The following is a 25,452-nucleotide window of genomic DNA, read 5'->3' on the forward strand; positions in this document are numbered from 1 at the left end:
GTTAATGTTGGCGCAGTAGTATCTACCACTGAAATCGTTTGAGTATCAGACACAGCATTACCACAGTCGTCAGTAGCTGTCCAAGTTCTCGTAATTGTTTGCGTGTTTCCACAAGCGTCAACAGCAGTATCAACAAAAGTAACTGTTACATTTCCACAGTTATCTGTAGCTGTAGCATTACCAGTAGCTGCAGGATCAGTACTTTCCGTACATTCCACTGTAGCATTAGTAGGTAATGTTAATGTTGGCGCAGTAGTATCTTGAATCGTTAAGGTTGCACTTAATGTAGTAGCATTACCACAGTCGTCAGTAATTGTATAGATTACAGTAATTGTACCAGCCTGCCCACATGTAGATACTAAATTAGTATAAGTATAATCTGAAGTTACGGTAACGCCAAGATCATCAGCACATGTTTCTAGAGCAGTAATATTTCCAGCATTCCAGTCGTTAGCTAACTGCTCATTGTCAGCACCAGAACATTCAATAGATTCATCAGTTACAGAGCAATTGGATAAATCAGGAATTGTTCCATCATCAAAAGTTAAGGTTGCAACAACTGTTGAGGTATTACCACAATCATCAGCAATAGTGTAAGTAACATTTAATGTACCACAAGGACCACAAGTTGTATTTAAGTTATTAAAGTCATAATCAGAAGACACAGTTAGGTCAGCATCACAGGCATCAGTAGCACATGCTTCTAAAGCTACAATGTTAGCTGCATTCCATGCATCTGCAAGAGTTTCGTTATTCGTGTCAGAACATTCTAATACTGTATTTTCTATAGTACAAGCTGCTATATCTGGAGCGATAGTATCTACTACCGAAATTGTTTGAGTATCAGATACAGCATTACCACAGTCATCAGTAGCTGTCCAAGTTCTTGTAATTGTTTGCGTGTTTCCACAAGCATCAACAGCAGTATCAGCAAAAGTCACTGTTACATTTCCACAAGAGTCTGTAGCTGTAGCATTACCAGTAGCTGCAGGATCAGTACTTTCCGTACATTCCACTGTAGCATCAGCAGGTAATGTTAATGTTGGCGCAGTAGTATCTACCACTGAAATCGTTTGAGTATCAGACACAGCATTACCACAGTCGTCAGTAGCTGTCCAAGTTCTTGTAATTGTTTGCGTGTTTCCACAAGCATCAACAGCAGTATCAGCAAAAGTAACTGTTACATTACCACAAGAATCTGTAGCTGTAGCACTACCAGTAGCGGCAGGATCAGTACTTTCCGTACATTCCACTGTAGCGTCGGCAGGCAATGTTAATATTGGCGCAGTAGTATCTACCACTGAAATCGTTTGTGTGTCAGACACAGCATTACCACAGTCGTCAGTAGCTGTCCAAGTTCTTGTAATGGTTTGCGTGTTTCCACAAGCATCAACAGTAGTATCAGCAAAAGTCACTGTTACATTACCACAAGAATCTGTAGCTGTAGCATTACCAGTATCAGTAGGATCAGTACTTTCAGTACATTCCACAGTAGCATCGGCAGGTAATGTTAATGTTGGCGCAGTAGTATCTACCACTGAAATCGTTTGTGTATCAGACACAGCATTACCACAGTCGTCAGTAGCAGTCCAAGTTCTTGTAATGGTTTGCGTGTTTCCACAAGCATCAACAGCAGTATCAGCAAAAGTCACTGTTACATTTCCACAAGTATCTGTAGCTGTAGCACTACCAGTAGCAGCAGGATCAGTACTTTCCGTACATTCCACTGTAGCATCAGCAGGTAATGTTAATGTTGGCGCAGTAGTATCTACCACTGAAATCGTTTGTGTATCAGACACAGCATTACCACAGTCGTCAGTAGCAGTCCAAGTTCTTGTAATTGTTTGCGTGTTTCCACAAGCATCAACAGCAGTATCAGCAAAAGTCACTGTTACATTACCACAAGAATCTGTGGCTGTAGCATTACCAGTAGCTGCAGGACCAGTACTTTCCGTACATTCCACTGTAGCATCAGCAGGCAATGTTAATGTTGGCGCAGTAGTATCTACCACTGAAATCGTTTGAGTATCAGACACAGCATTACCACAGTCGTCAGTAGCTGTCCAAGTTCTCGTAATTGTTTGTGTGTTTCCACAAGCATCAACAGCAGTATCAGCAAAAGTCACTGTTACATTACCGCAAGAATCTGTAGCTGTAGCATTACCAGTATCAGTAGGATCAGTACTTTCAGTACATTCCACAGTAGCATCGGCAGGCAATGTTAATGTTGGCGCAGTAGTATCTATTACCGAAATAGTTTGAGTATCAGACACAGCATTACCACAGTCGTCAGTAGCAGTCCAAGTTCTTGTAATTGTTTGCGTGTTTCCACAAGCGTCAACAGCAGTATCAGCAAAAGTAACTGTTACATTTCCGCAGTTATCGGTCGCTGTAGCATTACCAGTAGCAGCAGGATCAGTACTTTCCGTACATTCCACTGTAGCATCAGCAGGTAATGTTAATGTTGGCGCAGTAGTATCTACCACTGAAATCGTTTGAGTATCAGACACAGCATTACCACAGTCGTCAGTAGCTGTCCAAGTTCTCGTAATGGTTTGCGTGTTTCCACAAGCATCAACAGCAGTATCAGCAAAAGTAACTGTTACATTACCACAAGAATCTGTAGCTGTAGCATTACCAGTGTCAGCAGGATCTATACTTTCTCCACATTCAACCGTAACATCTGAAGGAACAGTTAATGTTGGCGCAGTAGTATCTACTACTGAAATCGTTTGTGTATCAGACACAGCATTACCACAGTCGTCAGTAGCTGTCCAAGTTCTCGTAATGGTTTGTGTGTTTCCACAAGCATCAACAGCGGTATCAGCAAAAGTAACTGTTACATCTCCACAAGTATCTGTAGCTGTAGCGCTACCAGTATTAGCAGTATCAGTACTTTCAGTACATTCTACTATTTTGTTTTGAGGAATCGTTAATGTTGGTGCAGTAGTATCCACTACCGAAATTGTTTGCGTATCAGAAATGGAATTACCACAGTCGTCAGTAGCAGTCCAAGTTCTCGTTATTGTCTCTGTATTACCACAAGCATCAACAGACGTATCGGCAAACGTAACTGTTACATTTCCGCAGTTATCGGTCGCTGTAGCATTACCAGTAGCAGCAGGATCAGTGCTTCCTCCACATTCTACAGTTGCATCATCAGGTATCGTTAATGTTGGTGGCGTATTGTCAACCACAAAAATAGTTTGTTCGTATTCTAGTGTAGCACCACATTCATCTGTAAAAGTCCAAGTATTCGTATATGAACCATTGCTAGCACAATTTGGGTCTACAACAAAAGCACCAGTAGTTTTACTAAGTGTAAAATCGCATTGATCTGTTTCAGGAGCTAGACTTTGCGCTGCGTTTAATGCATTAGTATCTGAACAATCAATAGTTCTATCCAATTCAGCAGGAGCTGTTGCCCAGTTAACTGTAGGTTGAATTATATTAATCGTTACGGGAAGTTTATTACCTATATTACAATCGTTTAAATCAGAAGAACTAATTGTCGATTGATTATTTGGATTTTGAACACCATTATAGTTTGCTGTAAATTGCAAATCAAATGACAAATCACAGTTATCTTCTAGAAAATAGCAAGCATCTTGTATTTGAAGATCAAAATCTAGGTCCAGAGGTGCATCACCTACATCGACCATACCGTCTACAAAATTAAAGACAAGTTCACCTGTATTAGGGTTAAATGTATAAGTAACACCATTAGGTAAATTGTTTGGAATAATATTTTCTATTTGAGGTGGCAATGTTGCCGAAATAGTTAAGTTTATGGCATCATCATTTCCTTTATTAAAAACAGAAAAGTTAAATCCAAGTAATTCACCAGGATTTGTTGGGTTTGATCCCGAATCCATCATGATTTCAATTGGATCTAAATCTGGAGCCCAAACGTCAACTGCGAGTCCAACTAAATATAAACCATAAGTTTCTTGATTAGAAGTTAATCTTAAAGTTGCAGAAGTCTGGTTATTTGTAATTATACTATTGGAAGGATTATTAAGAGGAAACACGGCAGCGTCAAAACCTAAAGTATTTAGACTCGCTGGATTTCTGTCTATAAAATTCGAGTTCCCAACAGTAATCCTACTATTGAAAAAATTGTTACTTAATCTTTGAGGTGCTGAAATTGGCACAAATGTATTTAAAGGCGTTCTTATTTGTAATTGGTCGCCACTTAAATCTTGATCGCCTTCTAAAGATCCAATGACAACATTTGCATTAACATCTCCAGTAGGTACTGTTTGAAATCCACCAAAAGTGATATCAAAATTATTTGTTGCAGAAGATACATTGGCATATCCATCAAATAGACCAATATTTTTGGATGGTAATTTCGGACTTTCATATACAAATACAATTTGCCATCCACCAGACGTACCAATAGTACCTCCGTCGTGACCTATTACACTACCTGTTTTAGCCTCAACATTGGCAACCTGATAGGTTCCATAAGGATCATCTAAATTCGAAACAAGGTCAGTAATATCTTTTACACATATATATGGATCGTTATAAATATGAGTATTTCTACCTCTAAAAATTATGTCGTCTGCCGTTAAAGTTGCATATGCCGACTGACCAGGTAACATAAGTTTTATGTCATTGTAATTCCAATTTGGTTGATTTTCAGAATTTGCATCTGTCCCAGGCTCTCTATCTGCTGCTGCCCAATATAAATAGGCTTTTAAAACAGATAAGCAAAAAAGCTGAGGCTCTGGATTAGCGAAATTCGCACTACTAGAGTTAAATGTAGTAACGTCATTATCAATATCCACATATACATTATTTGTAAAATCGTGGTTACCATCGGTACCGTTGTAATTAGTAGTAGCTGTTCTCGATAACATATTGTTAGCAATCATGGTGACATCTCCTTTTACCGTTTCATTGAAACGAGGAGTGAAAGGATCCAAAACCTGTGCAGACGCATAGATTCCAGAAACAAACATAATCAAGCTAAGTATGTTTTTTATTTTGTTATGATTAATAGCATTTTTCATAAGCCCTAGTTTAAATTTATGGATTAATTAGTACAGACTAATTAAAACTTTTGGGATCTGGAATTAATGATTTTATTATTATAGGGTTGCTCAATGGCTTTCCTGTATTAGAAATAGCTTTTACTTGAGAGCAATTCCAGGTGTTAAGTTTTGTGTCTTGAGGTCTAGATATTTTTACATAAAACTCCAAAGTTGCACCAGCTTCAATACTCATTGCGCTGTTAACGTTACTTTTTTGTTTGTTTAATGCGCTCTGTTTTAAAAGCACTTGATTTTGAGCACTAATATCTTTGCACGCTACATTTTCAGTTGAAATACTAAACTGTATATTGCTTTTAGATGAATTAGTGATTTCCATCAAATAAAAATGTTCGGTTTCGTTTACGGTTTTATCCGTATCCTTTTTTAAAGATAAACTTAGCTGTTCTTGGCCAAAAAATGATTGATAGCCAAAACATACAAGTAAAACTGTAATTACAATCTTTTTCATGTTTAAATTAATTAACAACGTATTATATTTCGCTTAGCGATGTTTAATAAAATTATTTTTCATAAAAGGGATGATTAGAAAACAATTTTCTAATTAAACTTCTATGGAAAAATGAGGGAAGAACATTGGTAACCAATGTTTGGTAAATGGATATATTAATATATTTTTGATTTGGGGTCATTAAAACATTAATTTAACTAAACAAATGAACTGATTACTAGTTCGTTTGACAAATTTAAATGTTAAGAGGGCAAAATACTCGTTAAAACGGAAATATGCAACATTTTATCGATAAAATTTGCATTTAATCGAATATCTATGAAAACAATTATATTAATAAGACATGCAAAATCGTCATGGGAATATGACGTTAATGACCATGAAAGGCCATTAAAAAAGCGAGGAATTAAGGATGCTAACTTAGTTTCGAAAGCATTTAAAGCTAAATCACTAGTTCCAGATGCGATTTATTCTAGTTCTGCAAAACGGGCTTTACTTACCTGTGAAATAGTAATGGAAAATTTAAAATTAGACACTAATCTTCTAACAATCAGTAAAGAAATTTATGATTTTGGAGGCGAGAACGTTATAGATTTTATAAAAAATATTAGCGAAGAAAATCAAAAGGTTATGATTTTTGGACATAATCATGCATTCACATCAATTTGCAATATATTTGGTGATAAATATATTGACAACCTTCCTACAAGTGGTTTAGTTGTTATAGATTTTAACGTAAATTCATGGTCTGAAATTGGCGATGGAAAAACGCGTTTTATGATTTTACCCAGAGATTTAAAATAATGACAAAAGACAAGAATAGTTACATAAATAGAGAATTAAGTTGGCTTCAGTTTAATGAACGTGTTTTACAAGAAGCCGCTGATGAAAGTGTTCCTTTGATTGAGCGCTTTCGTTTTTTAGGTATTTTTTCTAATAATTTAGACGAGTTTTTTAAGGTGAGATATGCTACAGTAAAGCGTATTGATGAAGCTGGTAAAGGCGGTAAAAGCGAATTAGGAATCAAAGCTGCAGATTTATTAGAGATTATTACTCAAGTTGTTATAAAACAGCAAAGTAAGAGTTTGGATATTCTTAATAATATTCAATTAGAACTAGAAAATGAAGGAATTTATATCATTGATGAGACTCAAGTTGATGATGAGCAACATTCGTTTATAAAGAATTATTTCATTCAGCAAATTAGTCCGGCTCTAGTAAATATTGTTCTTAGTGATACTGTTGATCTTCCTCATTTGAAAGATAGTGCTGCGTATTTAGCGGTAAAAATGGAATTGACAAACCATGAAAAGCAATTTGCTCTTATTGAAATTCCTAAATCGATGAATCGCTTTGTGGTATTACCAAAGAAAAATGGAAAATGTTACCTCATGATTCTTGATGACTTACTAAGATATTGCTTAGATGATATTTTCAATATATTTAGCTATACCAATATTACCGCTAATATGATTAAAATCACACGTGATGGAGAATTAGATTTTGATAGTGATTTGAGTAAAAGTTTTATTGAAAAAATATCGGCGAGTGTAAAGGATAGACAAATTGGTGATCCCGTACGTTTTGTTTATGACAAAACCATAGACGAAGAGACCTTAGAATATTTAATGACCAAAATGGGGATTGACTCAAAAGATAGTGTAATTCCAGGTGGACGTTATCATAACAGACGCGATTATATGGGCTTTCCTAGCCTTGGGCGAACGGATTTATTGTATAATAAAATTAAACCACTGGAAATCAATGGTTTAAGTCTGCAACATAGTATCTTTAATACGATTGCCAAAAAAGACTATTTGTTGCACACGCCATATCAAACGTTTTCTTATGTTGTTAAGTTTTTGCGAGAAGCTGCATTAGATCCTCAGGTAAGAACAATTAAGATTACGATATATAGACTTGCTCAAATTTCGCATATAGCAAGTTCATTAATAAATGCCGCTAAAAACGGAAAAAAAGTAACGGTTGTTATTGAGTTGAGGGCACGATTTGATGAGCAAGCAAATATCGATTATGCCGAGCAAATGCAGGACGAAGGTGTTAATCTTTTGTTTGGCGTTTCTGGCTTAAAAGTGCATAGTAAAATTTGCGTTATAGAGCGCGAAGAAGGTAAAGGCGTAAGGCGTTATGGCTTTATAAGTACAGGTAATTTTAATGAGTCCACCGCAAAAATATATACAGATTTTACTCTTTTTACGGCCAATCAAAAAGTCCTAAAAGATGTAAATAAAGTTTTCAACTTTTTTCAAACGAATTATCGAATATACAGGTATAAGCACATTATTACGTCTCCTCATTATACAAAGTCAAAATTGTTTGCATTAATAGACACCGAAATTGAAAATGTAAAAAACGGTAAACCTGCTTTTATTAAACTTAAACTTAATAGTATATCGAGCTATAAGATGATAGATAAACTCTATGAAGCGAGTAGAGCTGGTGTGAAAGTTCAAATGATAGTTAGAGGTATATGCTGCCTGATTCCTGGAATAAAAGGAATGAGTGAAAATATCGAAGTGATAAGTATCATTGATAAATTTTTAGAACATACAAGGCTCTATATGTTTTGTAATGATGGAGATGCTAAGATTTATATTTCTTCGGCAGATTGGATGACACGAAATATTGAAAATAGAGTAGAAGTGAGCTGTCCAATCTATCAAAATGACATTAAACAAGAGCTTCTTGATGTTTTTGATATTTGCTGGAATGATAATGTTAAGGCCAGAGCAATTAATGAAACACAAAGTAATGAATACCGTAAAAACAGTAAACCAAAAGTAAGAGCGCAATTTGCATTGTATGATTATTTTGAAAACAAACTGAAATCTTAGTCTATGTTATCCATCAAGAAATATGCAGCAATAGATATTGGTTCTAACGCTGTAAGACTTTTAATTTCGAATATTATTGAACAAGAAGGAAGGCCTGTTCAGTTTAAAAAGAGCTCATTGGTGCGTGTACCAATTCGTCTTGGGTCTGATGTGTTTTTAAATGGTGAAATTTCCGAAGAAAACAAAAAACGCATGCTGGATACAATGACGGCGTTTAATTTGTTGATGAAATCGCATAAAGTTGTAACATATAAGGCTTGTGCAACGTCTGCTATGCGCGAAGCCAATAACGGAAAAGAAATTGCAAAGATTATTTCTAAAAAGGCTAAAATCCACATTGATATTATTGATGGAGAAGAAGAAGCAGCTATTATTGCAGCTACAGATTTGCATTCATACATAAAGGAAGATAAAACGTATTTGTATGTAGATGTAGGTGGAGGAAGTACAGAATTTTCAGTATTTCATTTGGGAAACATAGTGGCTTCAAAATCCTTTAAAATAGGAACAGTAAGGTTGTTAAAAGATATCGTTAAAAATGAAACTTGGTTAGATTTAGAGCATTGGATAAAAAAGAACACCGAATCATATGATAAGGTAGATTTAATTGGTTCTGGAGGAAATATCAATAAAATTTTTAAAATCTCAGGAAAGGCTTTGGGTAAACCATTAACCTATTTTTACTTAACGTCATATTATCATCGCCTTCAAACGTATTCTTATGAAGAAAGAATTACAGAATTGGGCCTTAATCAAGACAGAGCCGATGTTATTATTCCGGCTACTAAAATATATTTATCTGCCATGAAATGGAGTGGCTCCAAAGATATATACGTTCCAAAAATCGGGTTATCTGATGGCATTATAAAGAGTGTGTATTATAATACGGTTTCTAGTATAAACGTCTAATTTTAAGTTCGTTTGGCGTATTTTTGAACCGAATACCCAATATTTATTTTGTATTGTTAATTTTCATTATATATTAGCCAACTCAAATCTTTGCTAGATATTAGCACAATTTTGACGCAAATCTTACGATAAAGAAAACCCTAAATAAGAATAGTTATGCAATTAAAATCAATACTACTTACTTTAATGTTCATATCCATTACAACACTGTCTTTTTCACAAGAAGTTAGTTATGGAGTTAGAGCAGGTGTTAATATTTCAAATTTAGATTTTGATCCCGACCCTAATTTTGTAAATCAGCATAGAAACGGATTTGCCTTTGGCGGATTTGTAGATTTTGGAATTACTGAAACCTTTTCTGCTCAAATTGAACTTCAGTATTCAGCAGAAGGCGGGAAAGCAGACGACATTAGAGCCGATTATATTCAAATGCCAATTATGGCACGTTTTTCACTAGGTGATAAGTTTGCAATTGGTGTTGGACCAATGGTGAGCTTAAAAACTTGGAAAAACCAGGATGCCTTTTCAACATTTACATTTTCAGGAGTAGGAGGTATTGAGTATATGATTAACGATGAGTTATTTGTAGATGCTCGAGTACATTACGGATTAAGTAATATCTTAGATGAAGATGTTTCAAACGGTCTTGAAGCTCAAAACACAACATTTCAGTTTGGATTTGGTATAAGAATCTAAGACTCTATAAGATATAAAAAAAGGCTTCAGTTTAACTGAGGTCTTTTTTTATGGATTATTTTAATATAAGGCTATGGTGCTACTGGAGCTTAATCACTTTGTTTTTTACAAAATTTAGCCATGAATGGTTTCGCTCTTGCCTAAATCTTTCATGATATTGGCTTCAAATTCAAGTAATTGCTGCCATTTCTCATCAACCTCTTTGCGATCTCCATATTGTCTGGCAAAACTTAAGAACATGGTGTAATGATTGGCTTCACTTACCATAAGTTTTCTATAAAACTCGGCAAGCTCTTTGTCTTCTAATTCTTCAGAAAGGAGTCTAAAGCGTTCGCAACTTCTAGCTTCAATAAGTGCAGCATATAATAAACGATGTACCAATTGAGTTGTTCTACTTCCGCCTTTTGGAAAAAACTTGAGTAATTGTAGGACATACTCATCCTTTCTATCTCGACCTAAAACCCAGCCATTTTCAATAATACGATCATGTACCATTTTAAAATGACTAATTTCCTCTTTAACGAGTGCTGTCATTTCTTTAACCAAATCGGTATATTCCGGAAAACTCACAATAAGGGAAATAGCAGTACTGGCAGCCTTTTGCTCACAATAAGCATGATCTGTAAGAATTTCTTCTACGTTTTTTTCAACGATATTAACCCAACGCGGATCTGTGGGAAGTTTTAATCCAAGCATAATTAACTCTGTTCTTCAATAAGTGTTAAACGTTCTCGACCATTTTTATCGATGTGCACTTCATAGAGTTTGTAGGCCGAATTCTGAGGGTTTATAAAAGAAAGCCCTAATGATAACTTACTGCTGTTTGATGCTTCTTGATTAACCCAGATATGTTCTAATGTGGCATTATTCCAGAAATTAGAATTTGAATTGCCTCTAAATTTTTCTGCGGAAATGTGCTTGTCATATATAATTTTATCAGCAACCTTTACTAAAATATCAGACTCAAAAACGCGATGATATTTTGTTGATTGGTCTAACTTTTCTTTGGTTGATTGCATTAAAATTTCACGATCCATGGCGCTATAATTCTTGATGCTTACATGAAATGTTTTCGAAATAATTGAATCTGTTTTTGTTTCCGTATAATGTTCTGGATAGTAAGATTTTAATTCTAATAAATTAAAGTTTTTATTGAATTCTGAAACAGCGTTTTCAAGCCTGTCTTTCTTACTTGTTCTTCTGTTGCAAGACATAAGAATAAGTAGGATTAAACACGGAATAAGTAGAGCAAGTTTTTTCATGATATTGGAATTAAATATCTAAGCCAAATGTTTTTCGAAGCACCTCAATACTCGCATTTTTTTCCTTTAACTTTTCATATTTTTCTTGAGTAGTAAAGGCGTACTTTTTTGAAATCTCTTCGTTGACACTAATATCGAGTTTTAAATTAAAATTCTGAAGTGTTTTACGAAGAAATTCCATTAGTGGGTATTGAGCTCTTTCTAATTCTACTCTAAGTGTATCATTTGGAAATTCGAGCTGAATATCTGTACCATTTAAGGTAGGTTCACCCATTTCTAGAATCGAGGCCATGATTTTCTCTCCCTTTTTGTGCAATTGAGCAATATAGTTGTTCCAGGCAGTATGAAACTGTTCTTCGGTGAAATCTTCAGTTGGGAGATCATCCACATCAATAACAACCTCCATTTGTCTAATTTGATGCTCTTTTTTAGCCCTAATACTTTTTAGTGACAATCCAGATGTACGTTGATCTTTCTTTAAGTCTAAAACTGGTTTTGGAGGATCGGCAGTAATTGGTTTATCTACGGTGTCATTGTCGTTTGACTTTTCTTCAGTTTGATTTTGAGCAGTCGCGCTTTTTACTTTAGCTTTTTCAAGGTCAACAGGAATAGGAGTGATGCCTTTAGCTTTAAAGTAAGATGGAGGAATTATGTAATGTTTACTATTTTTTTTTTCTCCATCAAAAGTGATAGAGGCAAGTTGCATTAAACAAAGTTCAACAAGTAGGCGTTGATTTTTGCTGCTTTTGTATTTGAGGTCACAATCATTAGCAAGTTCTATACCTCTTATAAGAAAGTCATGGGGTGCTTTTCTAGATTGTTCTAGATACTTAGCTTTGGTATCTTCACCAACTTCAAGTAATTCTATGGTTTGTTCATTTTGGCAAACCAGCAAATCTCTAAAATGAGATGCTAATCCAGCAATAAAGTGATGACCGTCAAAACCTTTTGATAGGGTATGGTTAAATTGAATAAGAAGCTCAGGAATTTTATTCTCTAAAATCAAATCTGTACTATTGAAATAGGTTTCATAATCTAGTACATTTAAGTTTTCAGTAACCGCTTGTCTAGTTAGCTCTTTTCCAGAGAAACTTACAACACGATCAAAAATAGATAATGCGTCTCGCATTGCTCCATCTGCTTTTTGAGCAATGATATGTAAAGCATCATCTTCAGCATTAATACCTTGCTCTTGAGCAATATATTTTAAATACTCTTTAGCATCTTTTACTGTAATTCGTTTAAAATCGAAAATTTGACAACGCGATAAAATCGTTGGAATGATTTTATGCTTTTCAGTAGTTGCAAGAATAAATATGCAATGTTTTGGTGGTTCCTCTAAGGTTTTTAGAAAGGCATTAAATGCCGCTTGAGAAAGCATATGTACTTCATCAATAATATAAACTTTGTACTTTCCAACTTGAGGAGGAATACGCACCTGATCTGTTAGGCTCCTGATATCATCTACCGAATTATTTGAAGCCGCATCCAACTCGAAGATGTTAAAAGCAAAATCTTCATCTTCAGTTTCCGAGCCATCGCTGTTGATCATTTTGGCTAAAATACGAGCGCAAGTTGTTTTCCCAACACCTCTTGGGCCTGTAAACAGCAAGGCTTGAGCCAAATGATTGTTCTCAATAGCGTTTAATAAAGTATTTGTAATAGCTTGCTGACCAACAACATCCTTAAATGTTTGTGGTCTGTATTTACGCGCAGATACTACAAAGTGTTCCATGAAAAAAACTTAGAAGAACAAAGTTAAAAATTCAGTTCAAAATTAAGAATTATGTAGCTTTAATTTAGGAGGAGTTATTAACAATTAATTGTATTTTTGCACCAAGCAGATCGCCTTATCGCAGTGGCATTTATTGTCTCTGAGGAAAGTCCGAACACCATAGTGCAATTATAGTGGTTAACAGCCATCCATCGTAAGGTGAGGAAAAGTGCAACAGAAAGAATGTACAGGTTAAGCTGTAGTGAAATCAGGTAAACTCTATGAGGTGCAATGTCATGTATACCAACGCTTGAGTGCGGCACGTGCGATTGTTGGAGGGTAGGCAGCTAAAGTTTGCTGGCAACAGTAAACGTAGATAAATGATAAGGGCTTTTCTTTTTTTTTTGAGAATTCATTTTCTCAAAAAAAGAAAATGTACAGAATTCGGCTTATAGATCTGCTTTTTTTCTTTTTTGACACGTTTTGACACTTTAGTTACGGTCGTTTTTTTCTGTTCTGATTTTTGATAATCATTAGTTTTATAGCATGAAATGTATTATATCATATATCCTGTTTTTTTCCTTGTCACTTTCAGTTTTATCTCAGGAAATAGATAGTGTTAGAGTTATTTTAGAAAGTAATTTAAAGGAAGCAAATTCAGAGGCTCAAAAGTTAAACGCTATGTTGGCTTTGGGAGAACTTGAATTGGATCATAATTTTACAAAAGCAAAGTATATCATTAATGATGCATATGAATTAATTAATAAAACACCTACAAAATTCACTAATCATGAAAAGGCTTTAGTATTAGTTCAATATGGTGTGCTTAAAAGACGTTTGGGTAAACATGTTGAGGCTTTAGACAGCTACCTCCAAGCTTTAAAACGATTTGAAGTAGACGAAGACGATAAAAATATAGCAGATGTGTATCATAACATCGCAATGGTCTACAGGTCGCAAAAAGAGTATCGTAAGTCTATTCAATATTTTAAAAAATCTATAGCAGTTAATCAGGCTTTAGATAATAACCACGGCGTGGCTCAGGCGACTCTAATGCTTGGAGTCTCTTATAGTAGTACTAAACAATTAGATTCGGCGTTGATTTGTTATAACAAGGCAAAAGCCATTTTTAATACACTTAATGCAGACGAACAACTTCAAGAGGTTAATGACAATTTAGTAGCGATTTATAGAAAGCAGAAAGACTATGATGCGGCTTTGAATCTTAGTTTAAAAAACGTCGATTATTCGAAGCGTAAAGGAAAGCAATTGGCTTTGTGCGGAAATTACTATGATACCGCCTTAGTTTATGAAAAACTTAAAGCCTATAAATTGGCTGGTAAATATGTAGATTCCTCAATAAAATTAGCAAAGAAGGAAAAATTTATTCATCGTATAGCAAAAGGCTATAAAAAGCGTTCTCAATTATGGAATAAATTAGAGAATTATGGAGCAGCTTATAGAGATTATAAGCGCTTTAAAAAATATTCAGATTCTATTTTTAATATAGAAACGGTATCACAAATTCAAGAATTAGAACTGAAATATACTTTTGAAAAAGAACAGCAAGAAGCTAAATTGATTACAGAAAATGAACGCTCCAAAAAATGGTTGTATTTAGCTTTGTTTATTCTAACATTAATTGTGGCCATTACGATCACCTTATTAGTACGAAAAAATTATAGAAATAAAATTGAATTAGCACGTATAAATCATAAAGCCGAGACACTGTCTTTAGATCAGGAAATTAAAAATAAAGAAGTTAATGTTAAACAACTTATTGCAGATAATACGATGCGATTAGATTTTAAAAAGGAATTATTGGATCGCATTAGAAATGATAATGAGACAGCAGATGCTAAAGAATTCATTTCAAAACTAGCCAATGATTTAAGGCTTCAAATTGAAACAGAAAGTAAATTATCTAACTTACAACATACCATAGATGCTACAAATACAGCATTCGATACTGTTTTAAAAACACGCTTTTCTGAGTTAACAAAAGGAGAACGAGAAGTAGCTTCTTTATTACGTTTAAATTTGAGTGTCAAAGAAATTATGACGATTCGTAATGTTTCAGAAGATTCTGTTAAATCTATGCGTCGTCGTATTCGGAAGAAAATGCAAGTTCCTAAAACACAACGTATAGAAGATTTTATTCAATCGCTCAATTGAAACTTTTGACACGTTTTGACACGTGTTTTTTGTGGGTTTGAAACGTTTAGCTATGTATTTTAGCTGAAATTTTAAACCTTTAATCGATGAAACCTACTGTCTTACTGTTACTTTTTAGTTTACTAACATACAGCACCAATGCTCAAATCACTCAAGATAATACGGCATTAAGTGGTTTAGTACCCTCAGACTCACCAGTTTCTATTACTGTACCTACAGGGAATGATAAAGCGCTGATTATGGTGATTAGCGATGCTAGCTCTGCTCAAGTTTCTGATATACAAAACTTTAATGGCTTGCCAGTATATAGCTTAAATGATTCTGGTTTTGAGACTAAAGTTTTCATAGTCTACTTAGGTGATGTCACTACCGAATTTGTAGCTGATTTAAATTTTTCAAAAGGTATAAATACAGTATTTACTTTAAATAATGTAGAGCAAACTATGGATGATACTAAACTTAATGATTTTGAAAACATCATTGGGCAAAAGCCTGTGTTTACGCATTTAGGTAGTTTAAATAAAGAGCCGGGTGATTTTGTAATAAATGGATTTAGAATAAGTAACTCACTTGGAGGTGAATGCGCACAACCAGAGTTTAGTATTTTTAATTCTCAAGGAAACACAGTCAACCTTGAGTTTGAACAATCTGCTGGAGTAGGATCGGGTCTTCAATGGACTATTTATTCGTCTATTGTTTCCAATTCTAACGAGTATACAATGTGGTCTTTAGCAGATAATTGTTTCGATAATACCACTGGTCGTTATGCTGATGATTTTCAATATTATGCCGTTAGACACTATAGTATTATTATAAAATCTGTACTCGAAGAAACACTTACTACTGCCGTTATTGACAATGAGATAGATTTTAAATTATTTCCTAATCCAACTGATTCCATTTTACAATTTAACCAATCTTTTAATGGAACATATGCAATTTATAATACCTCTGGTAAGAATGTACTGTCATCTAAATCGGTTGAAATCGTTAATCATATTAATATTTCAACCTTATCAACAGGCACTTATGTCATTAAAATAGAAACTAAGGATGGTAAATCTTTCCAAAAACAATTTATAGTCAATACTAGAAAATAATGCTGTTAAGTCATTAGCAAACATAAGCGACACCTTTTGACACTCATCTTTTATGAGCCAAAATAATACAGCCATTATTTTTGCAAAAAATTAAAAACACTAAATCTACACAAATGAAACACTTTTACCTACTATTAATATCACTAGTCTTTACATACACGACAAATGCCCAATATACTGTCATTCCTGACGCAAACTTTGAAATTGCATTAGCAGCCTATGATGACATTCCAGGAGATGGACAAGTACCAACTAACAATATAAATACGCTAACTTTTTTAAATGTTGGAGACAATAATATAAGTAGTCTTAATGGGATTCAGGATTTTGAAGCATTAGAGCAGTTAAGATGTAATAATAATAATCTTATGACTTTAGATTTAAGTCAGAATTTAAACCTTCAAAGATTGCGTTGTTACAATAACCCACTAGTTAATTTAGATTTGTCTAATAACCTTCAACTATTTGAATTAAGAAGTTATGCGTGTCCTTCACTTACGAGTTTAAATATTGCTAATGGAAATAATAGTAATATCAATCACCTTAACATCTCTTCTAATACAAATTTAACGTGCGTCGAAGTAGATAACCCAACTATCGCAGATGATTGGAACAATAATATAAACTTACCAGGAACATACTCCGCAGGATCTAACGTTGTTTATTGTGTTTTAGGCGTAAACGAAACTTATGTGCCAGATGATGCTTTTGAAGCGTATTTAGAATCCAACAGTTTAGGTAATGGCATTGCTAATGACAATAGAGTTGATAAGAGTTTAATAAGTACAGTAACTTCAATTAACCTAGAGAACCTAGGCATTATAGATGCCATTGGTATCAACGAGTTTGTCGTTTTAGAAACCTTGCAGGTTAATGATAATAACCTAGAGGTCATTTATCTAGACAATTTAATCAATTTAGTTACGTTTAGAGCAACTCGCAATAACTTAGTTACGTTAGATTTAAGTAATAGTACAAGTCTTGAGGTTCTTATTGTAGATTCAAATAATCTGTCTACACTTTTATTAAATTCAACCGTATTCATATATTATCAAGTCGCTGGGAATAACTTTTCATCCATAGATTTAACTAATTTTCCATTATTAGAAAGACTCTTTTGCAGTGGAAATAATATATTAAACTTGGATGTTAATAGTAATCCAGAATTAATTACAATAGAATGTCAGAATAATGATATTGAAAGTCTTGATGTATCCAACAATCCAGATTTAGTTAGCTTATTAGCTTTCAGTAATGCGTTAACCTCTTTAGATGTTAAGAATGGGAATAATGGTATCATGACTACTTTTAGAGCCGATAACAATACTAATTTATCGTGTGTAGAAGTTGACAATGAAGTAGCAGCTACAGATGGTTTAGGGAATTATTCAAGTTGGATGAAAGATGCTGGTACTGTATATTCTGAAGATTGTGCTGCGACGTTAGGGACAAACACCTTTGAGTTAAATACTATTTCTGTATATCCCAATCCAGTTGAGAATATTTTGAATATCAATGCAACTAATAATGAATTAAAAAGATTAGAGATAATAGATATTAGTGGTCGACTAGTGATTACAAAATATAACAGCTTTGAGAACGTAGATATGCATCAATTGAATGCAGGCGTATACTTTATGAGGTTATACAACAAGAGTGCTACTAAGACACTTAAACTTATTAAGCAATAGTATGTTGTAATAGCTAATTAGTTTATTTTTAAGATTATATAGAGGCTTTATGTGCTACAAACTTAAATAAAGAACCCTTTACAAACTGTAAAGGGTTTTTTATCAGTAACATAATCTGAATGGGATTATTCTTTAGTTGGTGTATAGCTTAAGTCTGGTCTTATATCACCTTCAACTTGGTCATATTTTGAAGTAAGTTTAATCACATTAAAAAATGTATCACCTTTATCGTCACCAAAAATCTCATCATTTTCTTTGCCTCCCATAGCTATAGCAACATCGTCTTTACCTGCAATAGATACCATATAATAGCTTTCAGGGCTTCCAAAGCCGCTATGATAAATACTATAACCGTTTTTGATGCCTTTAGATTCAAATAGCGCTTTGACTTTAGCCATGGCTTCTTTCATCGCTTTGGCATTTTTTGGCGGATAGTATAAGAAGTGATATTCTCTATGGTTTTTTCCTTCAGTGCTATAACCTTCAGGAGTATAAGATAACTCTGCGTTATAATGAATAATCGAATTGTTGTGAGAATCATAACATTGATCCATATCATTAAATAGTTTCCCAGCAGCTTCTTCTCCCATTTTTTCAAATAGTGGCGCCATTGGGTTTTTATCTAAATCGGCCATGTTTTCAATTGGAGATACATAGACATATCGTCCATCTTCCACACTTATGGTAGTCCAGTTTACACCCTTGATATCATGTTTTACGCAGTTGTCTTTTAGGCTTTTTGCAGCTTGTTCATACTGTGGTATTTTTTCAAATTTCACGTTGTCTGTATGAACAACAAACATGGTTGGTGCATCTTGGGCGTAAGAAATGTTAGCCGCAAATACTACAGAAATTAGGATAATTAACCCTCTTTTTAAAGTTTTCATAATAATTGATTTAAGTTAATATGTTGATTGCATTAATAGCCTTAGTTAAAAGCCATAACAACTAAAATCAAAGCAAATAAGAGGACGTTTTATAGGTAAATCGAGCGTTTACTCAGAATTGAAGACTTATAAGATAATTAAAAAAAATGATTAGGATTTATACTACAAATTAAGTTAAGAGCAAACACAAATAATAGACAGAAAATACGCTTAAATAAAAACAGGTATATCTACTCGAAAAAACTAAACATGTTACCACCGTAGCCTTTAGAGTAGGCGTAGTGTTTGAGTTCTGACAAATCGGTATGCTTAGAATGCTCAACTATTAATAAGCCATCATCTTCTAATAACTCATTTTGAAAAACTAAAGCAGGAATTTTTGCAAATTCTTCTAAAGGAAAATCATACGGAGGGTCTGCAAAAATAACGGTATGTTGTTGCTTCGTTTTTTCTAAAAATTTGAAAACATCACTTTTTATAGTCGAAATCTGCATTTCAAATGCTTGAGCCGTTTCATTAATAAATTTGATACAAGGGTAGTGCCCATCCACAGCAGTAATGTACTTCGTACCACGAGATGCAAATTCGTAACTTATATTCCCTGTGCCGGCAAATAAATCCAATACAGAGATCTCGTCAAAGTAAAAATTATTATTTAGAATATTAAATAAAGATTCTTTGGCCATGTCTGTAGTAGGCCTAACAGGTAATTTCTTTGGAGCGGTTATACGACGTCCTTTATATTGACCAGAGATAATGCGCATTAATTAAAGCTATTTAGGATTATAAAATCACTATGACTCGATGTGGTTTTTATACCATCATCAAACTTAAAGTAAGCTATAGGCTTTTCAAATGCCACATGTCTTATATAGGTATAGAGTATAGCGTATAGTTCACTTTTTTCTTCTATTTGACCCGTTAGAACCGTATGAATTGTTTCAGGGTTAAGTTTAAGTTGCTCAACAGTGAATAAAACATAATAGATAAAATCTTCTTTCGTATTATACTCAAAGGAATTATAGAAAATGAGTTTTCCGTTATTGATACCAATTATTTCGAATGTCGATGTATTGACATTGATATATAGTTTTTCTTCTTCATTTTTGAAATTTGTTTGTAACAAGGTTTCAATAAGTATCGTAGATGAATGCTTATAAACAAAACTTCCAAAGGTGTCGAAAATGTAGTTGTTAATATTAATTAACGGCACATAGATATTAACACTTTTATTTGTGGGTAAGGTGTCAAAACTGATAAAATCTGTCTTTAATATTTTTGCATTAAACTTTAAATAATCGGCCAAATTTTGTTCGTCAAATAATGCGTCAGGAACCAGACAAGACAATTCATTTTGATAAATACAAGTTATGGTGTCAAACGTTTGCTCAAAGTCTGAATTTGATGCAAGAATAACTTTTAAGTCATTAAGTAACTCAAATGGAGTTGCTTTCTTTTCTAAATGCACGTGTTGTAATAACTCAATGGTATTTGTCGTACGATTTAAAATACAAAAAGAAAGTCCACTCAAACGAATTTGAATGGACAGTGCTTTTATACTAATTTGTTTCAATTTAGTCTTTACTTAAGTTTTTAGGCCAGTTACCTTTGGTAACATCTTCTATCATAGAACCAACTTGTAATTTTGGTCCATTCACACCATCTACAGACATCACTTCTTTTTCTTTAGCAACTAAATTTTTATTCTGATCGTGTAGAATAATATCTTTATCAACAGACGCTTCAAATACTGCGATTCCAGTATCTTCTAATTTACCTGCATTTAAAGTGAACATAGAGCCTGCAGGTCCAATACCTTCAGGAAGGTTCATCATTGTTTTATAACGTGGATCATCACCAAAAAGAGAATCTCTAACAGAAACAAAGTCTAATGTGTCAATGATAACAATATCCTTTGTGGTTTCAACACCTCCAAAACGAGCAGTTAGTTCCTCGTCAATAACCGTTGAGTCACGTCTTTGAGTAATTATAAATTTGGCAGTATCAATAAACTTAATTAAATCATCAAAATTACCCGTAAACTTTTTAGTTACAGTTCTATGCGCTAATTCGGCATCTCTAATATCTATTAATTTTGAGATTACCGTTTTGTATCGTTCTTCTTTCAGCTTATTAAATTTAATTTCGCCATAAACAGAATCGAAAGTAAGGTAGCCCAAAAAGAAGATTAAAGCCCACAAAACTATATTCAATACAGGTTTTAATTTTTTAGGTACAAATCTATCAATTAGCCAAACGATACCAATTGTAAGCAAAATTAGGGCTACAACTACAAGAATTACTTTTAACATAGTTAGTTTTTTTTATATTTTTAAGGAGTTACGCAAATCTACAATTTTTTTTTATTCGTTAAAATATTGTAGAGAAAAATCAATCAATGGTGAAAGATATAAAATAACTTTCAAATTATATAACAAATTTTGCCATGTCACCCCATAAAATTATAATGTATTAAATCATATCTTGCGTTTTTATTTGGATTTCAATTACATAGATGACGGCATCAGAATTTTATAAATTACTCATTAAGAAGTTTCCATTTGCTCCAACCTTAAAGCAAACAATAGCATTAGAGCAACTATCGCAATTTATTTATGACGACACTCCTAACGCCTTATATCTTTTAAAGGGATTTGCAGGAACAGGGAAAACAAGTATTATTGGCACCTTGGTTTCCAATATATGGGAAACAAAGAAAAGTGCTGTGCTAATGGCGCCAACAGGCCGAGCAGCCAAAGTAATCTCTAATTATTCTAACAAAGAGGCCTTTACTATTCATAAGAAAATATACTTTCCTAAGAAAAATAGAGGAGGAGGAGTGAAATTTGTGATGCAACCTAATAAACATCGCAACACCATTTTTATTGTCGATGAGGCGTCTATGATTCCTGATACACCTTCAGACTCTAAAAACTTTGAAAGCACGTCATTATTGGATGATTTGATACAATATGTTTATTCTGGGCATAAATGTAAACTCCTTTTAATTGGAGACAAAGCCCAACTACCTCCTGTGAAAGCCGATTTGTCTCCAGCGCTAAACCAAGATAAACTTGATCTAAATTATAACAAAAGAGTAACAGCTATTGAACTTGACGAAGTGGTTAGGCAAAATCAAGATTCGGGCATTTTGAGTAATGCTACTCGAATTAGAGAGGTTATAGAAAATGACTTTTTTGAGTCATTTAAGTTTAACCTTAATGGGTTTAAAGATATTGTTAGGCTTGTAGATGGACATGAGATTATGGACGCCATTAATGATTCTTATAGTGAGCATGGACATGAAGACACTGCAATCATTGTTAGAAGTAATAAACGTGCAAATCTTTATAATCAACAAATACGACACAGAATTCTTTTTAATGAAAACGAACTAACTGTTGGTGATTTTTTAATGGTGGTAAAGAACAATTACTTCTGGGTTAAGCCTACAACCGAGGCTGGATTTATTGCTAATGGGGATATCATTCAAGTTTTAGAAATCTTCTCTATTACCACACTCTATGATTTTCGTTTTGCAGAGGTTAAAGTACAAATGGTAGATTATCCCAAAATGCGACCATTTGAAACCGTTCTTTTATTAGACACTATTGAGGCCGAAACACCATCTCTTACTTATGAAGATAGTAATAGACTGTATCTAGAGGTTCAAAAGGACTATGAAGATGAAACGTCTAATTATAAAAAGTTTTTAAAAATTAAAGGGAATAAGCATTTCAATGCGCTCCAGGTTAAATTCTCCTATGCAATAACATGTCATAAATCTCAAGGAGGACAATGGAATACCATTTTTGTAGAACAGCCTTACCTGCCAAATGGTATCGATAGAGACTATATGAGATGGTTATATACTGCTGTAACTAGAGCTAAGGAAAAATTGTATCTTATTGGTTTTAAAGATGATCTTTTTGAAGAAATTTAAGTGTTATTAATATGACAACCGAAACAATTATTAGTATTTTTTTAGGTATTGGATTATCGGCATCTGTAGGTTTTAGAGTGTTTGTGCCATTATTTGCTCTAAGTTTGGCAACTTATTTTAATCTTTGGGAACTTAATGATTCGTGGCAATGGATAGGCAGTTTAACTGCTGTTGTGACCTTAGGTGTTGCTACTTTAGTAGAAATTTTTGGATACTATATTCCTTACATTGATAATTTACTTGATACTATAGCCATACCTTTAGCTACGATTGCTGGAACAGCCGTAATGGTATCTACTATTGCAGATCTCGGCCCAGTAATCACCTGGGCACTTGCAATTATAGCAGGAGGTGGAACCGCAGCAGCAGTCGCCGGGAGCTCTGGAGTAACAAGATTAACATCAACTGCAACAACGGGAGGAGTAGCTAATCCTATAGTATCAACTGTTGAAACAGGCACATCCATAGTTATGTCTGTCTTATCTCTATTTATTCCTGTACTGGCATTTATTTTTGTTGTTGCTATTTTATATCTCATTTTTAGAGTTTATAAAAAGATTAAAAGAAGTAAGAGCAAAACCACATAAAAGTTTTATTTTTGATATTCAATCTATATCAGTTTAATGAAGATAATATCAATGATACCTGCACGATATAGTGCATCTCGATTCCCAGGAAAACTCATGCAGAATTTAGCAGGGAAGACTGTTATTTTAAGAACATACGAAGCGACTGTAGCCACGAATTTGTTTGATGATGTTTATGTTGTTACCGATAGTGACACCATTTACAATGAAATTGTTTCGAATGGAGGCAAAGCCATAATGAGCCAGAAAGAACATGAGTCTGGTAGCGATCGTATTGCAGAAGCCGTAGAACATTTAGATGTTGATATTGTTGTAAACGTCCAAGGAGATGAACCCTTTACAGAGCGTACAAGTTTAGAAAAGGTTCTTGAGGTGTTTAAGGATGATGAGAAAAAAGATATTGATTTGGCATCCCTTATGGTTGAAATTCATGATTGGGATGAAATTAATAATCCAAATACAGTAAAGGTTATTGTTGACCAAAATAATTTTGCCTTATATTTTTCGAGAAGCCCTATTCCGTTCCCAAGAGATAAGGATGCAGGAGCTCGCTATTTCAAACATAAAGGTATTTATGCCTTCCGAAAAGAAGCTTTATTAGACTTTTACAAATTACCAATGCAGTTTATTGAGGCCACAGAAAAAATAGAATGTATTAGATACCTAGAGTATGGAAAACGTATAAAAATGATTGAAACAACAGTTGAAGGTGTTGAAATTGATACGCCAGAAGACTTAGAACGTGCTAAAAAACTCTGGAAATAGATTGGATACAAACTACAAACATATAAAAGTCATCGGGTTTGATGCAGACGACACGCTTTGGGTTAATGAAACTTATTTTCGTGATGCAGAACTAGAATTTGCTAAGTTAATGGCGCCTTATGAAACAGCAAATAAAATAGATCAAGAATTGTTTAAAAAGGAAATGGATAATCTTCCATTGTATGGATATGGAGTTAAAGGTTTTGTATTGTCTATGGTAGAAATGGCTATTGAACTTTCTAATAATATGGTGTCTAATGCCACCATTTCTAAAATTTTAGATATTGGTAAATCCATGCTTAATAAACCTGTAGAATTATTGGATGGGGTTGAGGATACCTTAAATGTTCTTTCTGAAAACTATAGGTTAATTTTAATAACTAAAGGTGATTTGTTAGATCAAGAACGTAAACTTGAAAAATCTAATTTAACATCCTATTTTCACCACATAGAGGTTTTAAGTGATAAGCAAGAAAGTAATTATGCGAAATTGCTTGAACATTTAGATATAGAGCCTAGTGAATTTTTAATGGTAGGTAATTCGTTAAAATCTGATATTTTACCCTTGGTGAATATAAATGCTAAAGCAATACATGTGCCTTTTCACACAACATGGTTGCATGAGCAAGTAAATACAGAAGAAACGGAGCAAAAAAAATATAGAACAATATCTAGTTTGTCAGATTTAAAATCGATTTTAGATTAATGAAAGTAATAGATCTAGATACTTGGAAACGCAAGGCGCATTATGAACATTTTAGATCTTTTAAAGATCCATATTTTGGTGTTGTGATTCCATTTGATATGACAACAGCGTATCGCTTTGCTAAATCGAATACCTTATCTTTTTTCGGAAAGTATTTGCACGATTGCATGAAAGCGATAAATGATATTGACGAATTAAAGCTTAGAATAGAAAATGATAAAATTGTGCTACATGATCAAATTAATGCTTCGGCTACAATTATGAGACCCAATAAGACATTTGGATGTTCTTATATTGAATTTGATCGTGATTTAGAACGATTTTTAGTCAATTTAAATGCAGAGAAAAAGAGAATAGAACAATCGAGTGAATTGTTTCCAGAACGTAACGATTTGGCTTGTATACACTGTTCTGCTTTACCTTGGGTTCATTTTTCGGGACATAAAGAACCTGTGTCTGGAACCTTGGAATCTGTCCCTAAATTGGCATTTAGTAAAATAGAATATCAACAAGATGGCAAAATTACAATGAATGTGTCTATACATGTAAATCATGCCCTAGTTGATGGGTATCACGTTGGATTATTTTCTGAAAAATTCCAACATTATTTAAATAAGTAAAGATAAATCCAACTATGTTTTTATTTTTGTT

At 33.7% G+C, this 25,452-nt stretch carries 21 protein-coding genes and 1 other RNA gene; 13 read left to right on the forward strand and 9 right to left on the reverse strand.

Features of this window, described 5'->3' with window-relative positions; translation table 11 throughout:
* A partial coding sequence (locus tag Q0893_RS07910) for a hypothetical protein (RefSeq protein WP_299274159.1) occupies positions 1–5,021 on the reverse strand: 5,021 nt, incomplete at its 3' end.
* A 37-nt stretch (positions 5,022–5,058) separates the two neighbouring features.
* Complete coding sequence (locus Q0893_RS07915; RefSeq protein WP_298901538.1) at positions 5,059–5,511, reverse strand: hypothetical protein; 453 nt, start codon at positions 5,509–5,511, stop codon at positions 5,059–5,061.
* A 318-nt stretch (positions 5,512–5,829) separates the two neighbouring features.
* Here Q0893_RS07915 and Q0893_RS07920 point away from each other — a divergent pair, with 318 nt between their 5' ends.
* The 4 genes from Q0893_RS07920 (at position 5,830) to Q0893_RS07935 (ending at position 9,971) form a co-directional block, all read left to right on the forward strand.
* Positions 5,830–6,315, forward strand: coding sequence for a histidine phosphatase family protein (locus Q0893_RS07920; protein ID WP_299274164.1), 486 nt, complete (start codon positions 5,830–5,832; stop codon positions 6,313–6,315).
* A complete protein-coding gene (gene ppk1 / locus Q0893_RS07925; RefSeq protein ID WP_299274167.1) occupies positions 6,315–8,366 on the forward strand; it encodes a polyphosphate kinase 1 in 2,052 nt (683 codons plus the stop codon). The genes Q0893_RS07920 and ppk1 overlap by 1 nt, the downstream gene beginning before the upstream one ends.
* 3 nt (positions 8,367–8,369) lie before the next feature.
* Positions 8,370–9,275, forward strand: coding sequence for a rod shape-determining protein (locus tag Q0893_RS07930; protein ID WP_299274170.1), 906 nt, complete (start codon positions 8,370–8,372; stop codon positions 9,273–9,275).
* A 156-nt stretch (positions 9,276–9,431) separates the two neighbouring features.
* A complete protein-coding gene (locus tag Q0893_RS07935; RefSeq protein ID WP_299274173.1) occupies positions 9,432–9,971 on the forward strand; it encodes a porin family protein in 540 nt (179 codons plus the stop codon).
* Between the two features lie 114 nt (positions 9,972–10,085).
* Here the strand turns inward: Q0893_RS07935 and Q0893_RS07940 are convergent, their stop codons facing one another.
* Genes Q0893_RS07940 through Q0893_RS07950 form a run of 3 tightly spaced genes read right to left on the reverse strand, consistent with a single transcriptional unit; the run spans position 10,086 to position 12,968 of the window.
* Positions 10,086–10,667 (reverse strand): tRNA-(ms[2]io[6]A)-hydroxylase, encoded by a 582-nt coding sequence (locus Q0893_RS07940; RefSeq protein ID WP_298901543.1) that lies wholly within the window; start codon positions 10,665–10,667, stop codon positions 10,086–10,088.
* Between the two features lie 2 nt (positions 10,668–10,669).
* Entirely contained in the window at positions 10,670–11,233 is a 564-nt protein-coding gene (locus Q0893_RS07945) for a hypothetical protein (protein ID WP_299274177.1), read from the reverse strand.
* Positions 11,234–11,243: 10 nt separating this feature from the next.
* Entirely contained in the window at positions 11,244–12,968 is a 1,725-nt protein-coding gene (locus Q0893_RS07950) for a DNA polymerase III subunit gamma/tau (RefSeq protein WP_299274180.1), read from the reverse strand.
* Between the two features lie 102 nt (positions 12,969–13,070).
* On the opposite strand from Q0893_RS07950, the gene rnpB reads away from it, so the two are divergent.
* The 4 genes from rnpB to Q0893_RS07970 all read left to right on the forward strand — a co-directional run bounded on the left by rnpB (position 13,071) and on the right by Q0893_RS07970 (position 17,913).
* Positions 13,071–13,415, forward strand: an RNA gene (rnpB, locus tag Q0893_RS07955) — RNase P RNA component class A.
* 78 nt (positions 13,416–13,493) lie between these two features.
* Entirely contained in the window at positions 13,494–15,122 is a 1,629-nt protein-coding gene (locus Q0893_RS07960; protein WP_299274183.1) for a tetratricopeptide repeat protein, read from the forward strand.
* Between the two features lie 86 nt (positions 15,123–15,208).
* Positions 15,209–16,222 (forward strand): T9SS type A sorting domain-containing protein, encoded by a 1,014-nt coding sequence (locus Q0893_RS07965; RefSeq protein WP_298901548.1) that lies wholly within the window; start codon positions 15,209–15,211, stop codon positions 16,220–16,222.
* A gap of 113 nt (positions 16,223–16,335) precedes the next feature.
* A complete protein-coding gene (locus Q0893_RS07970) occupies positions 16,336–17,913 on the forward strand; it encodes a T9SS type A sorting domain-containing protein (RefSeq protein WP_299274187.1) in 1,578 nt (525 codons plus the stop codon).
* 125 nt (positions 17,914–18,038) lie between these two features.
* On the opposite strand, the gene Q0893_RS07975 is transcribed toward Q0893_RS07970, so the two are convergent.
* From Q0893_RS07975 to Q0893_RS07990, 4 genes are all read right to left on the reverse strand, one after another.
* On the reverse strand, positions 18,039–18,800 hold the full coding sequence (locus Q0893_RS07975) for a hypothetical protein (protein WP_298901553.1): 762 nt from the start codon (positions 18,798–18,800) through the stop codon (positions 18,039–18,041).
* A 230-nt stretch (positions 18,801–19,030) separates the two neighbouring features.
* On the reverse strand, positions 19,031–19,564 hold the full coding sequence (locus Q0893_RS07980) for an RsmD family RNA methyltransferase (RefSeq protein WP_298901555.1): 534 nt from the start codon (positions 19,562–19,564) through the stop codon (positions 19,031–19,033).
* Positions 19,564–20,373 carry a DUF3822 family protein gene (locus Q0893_RS07985; RefSeq protein WP_298901556.1) on the reverse strand — a complete coding sequence of 270 codons (810 nt, stop codon included), beginning with the start codon at positions 20,371–20,373 and terminating at the stop codon, positions 19,564–19,566. Before Q0893_RS07985 ends, Q0893_RS07980 begins: the two co-directional genes overlap by 1 nt.
* Before the next feature lies 1 nt (position 20,374).
* The gene (locus tag Q0893_RS07990; protein WP_299274192.1) at positions 20,375–21,112 is read right to left on the reverse strand and encodes a hypothetical protein; all 738 of its coding nucleotides are present in this window, start codon (positions 21,110–21,112) and stop codon (positions 20,375–20,377) included.
* Positions 21,113–21,315: 203 nt separating this feature from the next.
* On the opposite strand from Q0893_RS07990, the gene Q0893_RS07995 reads away from it, so the two are divergent.
* The 5 genes from Q0893_RS07995 to Q0893_RS08015 are packed head-to-tail and all read left to right on the forward strand — an operon-like array spanning position 21,316 to position 25,421.
* Positions 21,316–22,743: an AAA family ATPase gene (locus tag Q0893_RS07995; protein ID WP_298901558.1), complete on the forward strand. Its 1,428-nt coding sequence runs from the start codon at positions 21,316–21,318 to the stop codon at positions 22,741–22,743.
* A gap of 11 nt (positions 22,744–22,754) precedes the next feature.
* Entirely contained in the window at positions 22,755–23,330 is a 576-nt protein-coding gene (locus Q0893_RS08000) for a DUF4126 domain-containing protein (RefSeq protein WP_299274196.1), read from the forward strand.
* Positions 23,331–23,366: 36 nt separating this feature from the next.
* Positions 23,367–24,095 carry a 3-deoxy-manno-octulosonate cytidylyltransferase gene (gene kdsB / locus Q0893_RS08005; protein WP_299274199.1) on the forward strand — a complete coding sequence of 243 codons (729 nt, stop codon included), beginning with the start codon at positions 23,367–23,369 and terminating at the stop codon, positions 24,093–24,095.
* Position 24,096: 1 nt separating this feature from the next.
* On the forward strand, positions 24,097–24,801 hold the full coding sequence (locus tag Q0893_RS08010; protein WP_299274202.1) for an HAD family hydrolase: 705 nt from the start codon (positions 24,097–24,099) through the stop codon (positions 24,799–24,801).
* Positions 24,801–25,421, forward strand: coding sequence for a CatA-like O-acetyltransferase (locus Q0893_RS08015; RefSeq protein ID WP_298901562.1), 621 nt, complete (start codon positions 24,801–24,803; stop codon positions 25,419–25,421). Before Q0893_RS08010 ends, Q0893_RS08015 begins: the two co-directional genes overlap by 1 nt.
* Positions 25,422–25,452 lie beyond the last annotated feature (31 nt).

This window comes from uncultured Psychroserpens sp., from assembly GCF_947494225.1.
Taxonomy (GTDB): Bacteria; Bacteroidota; Bacteroidia; order Flavobacteriales; family Flavobacteriaceae; genus Psychroserpens.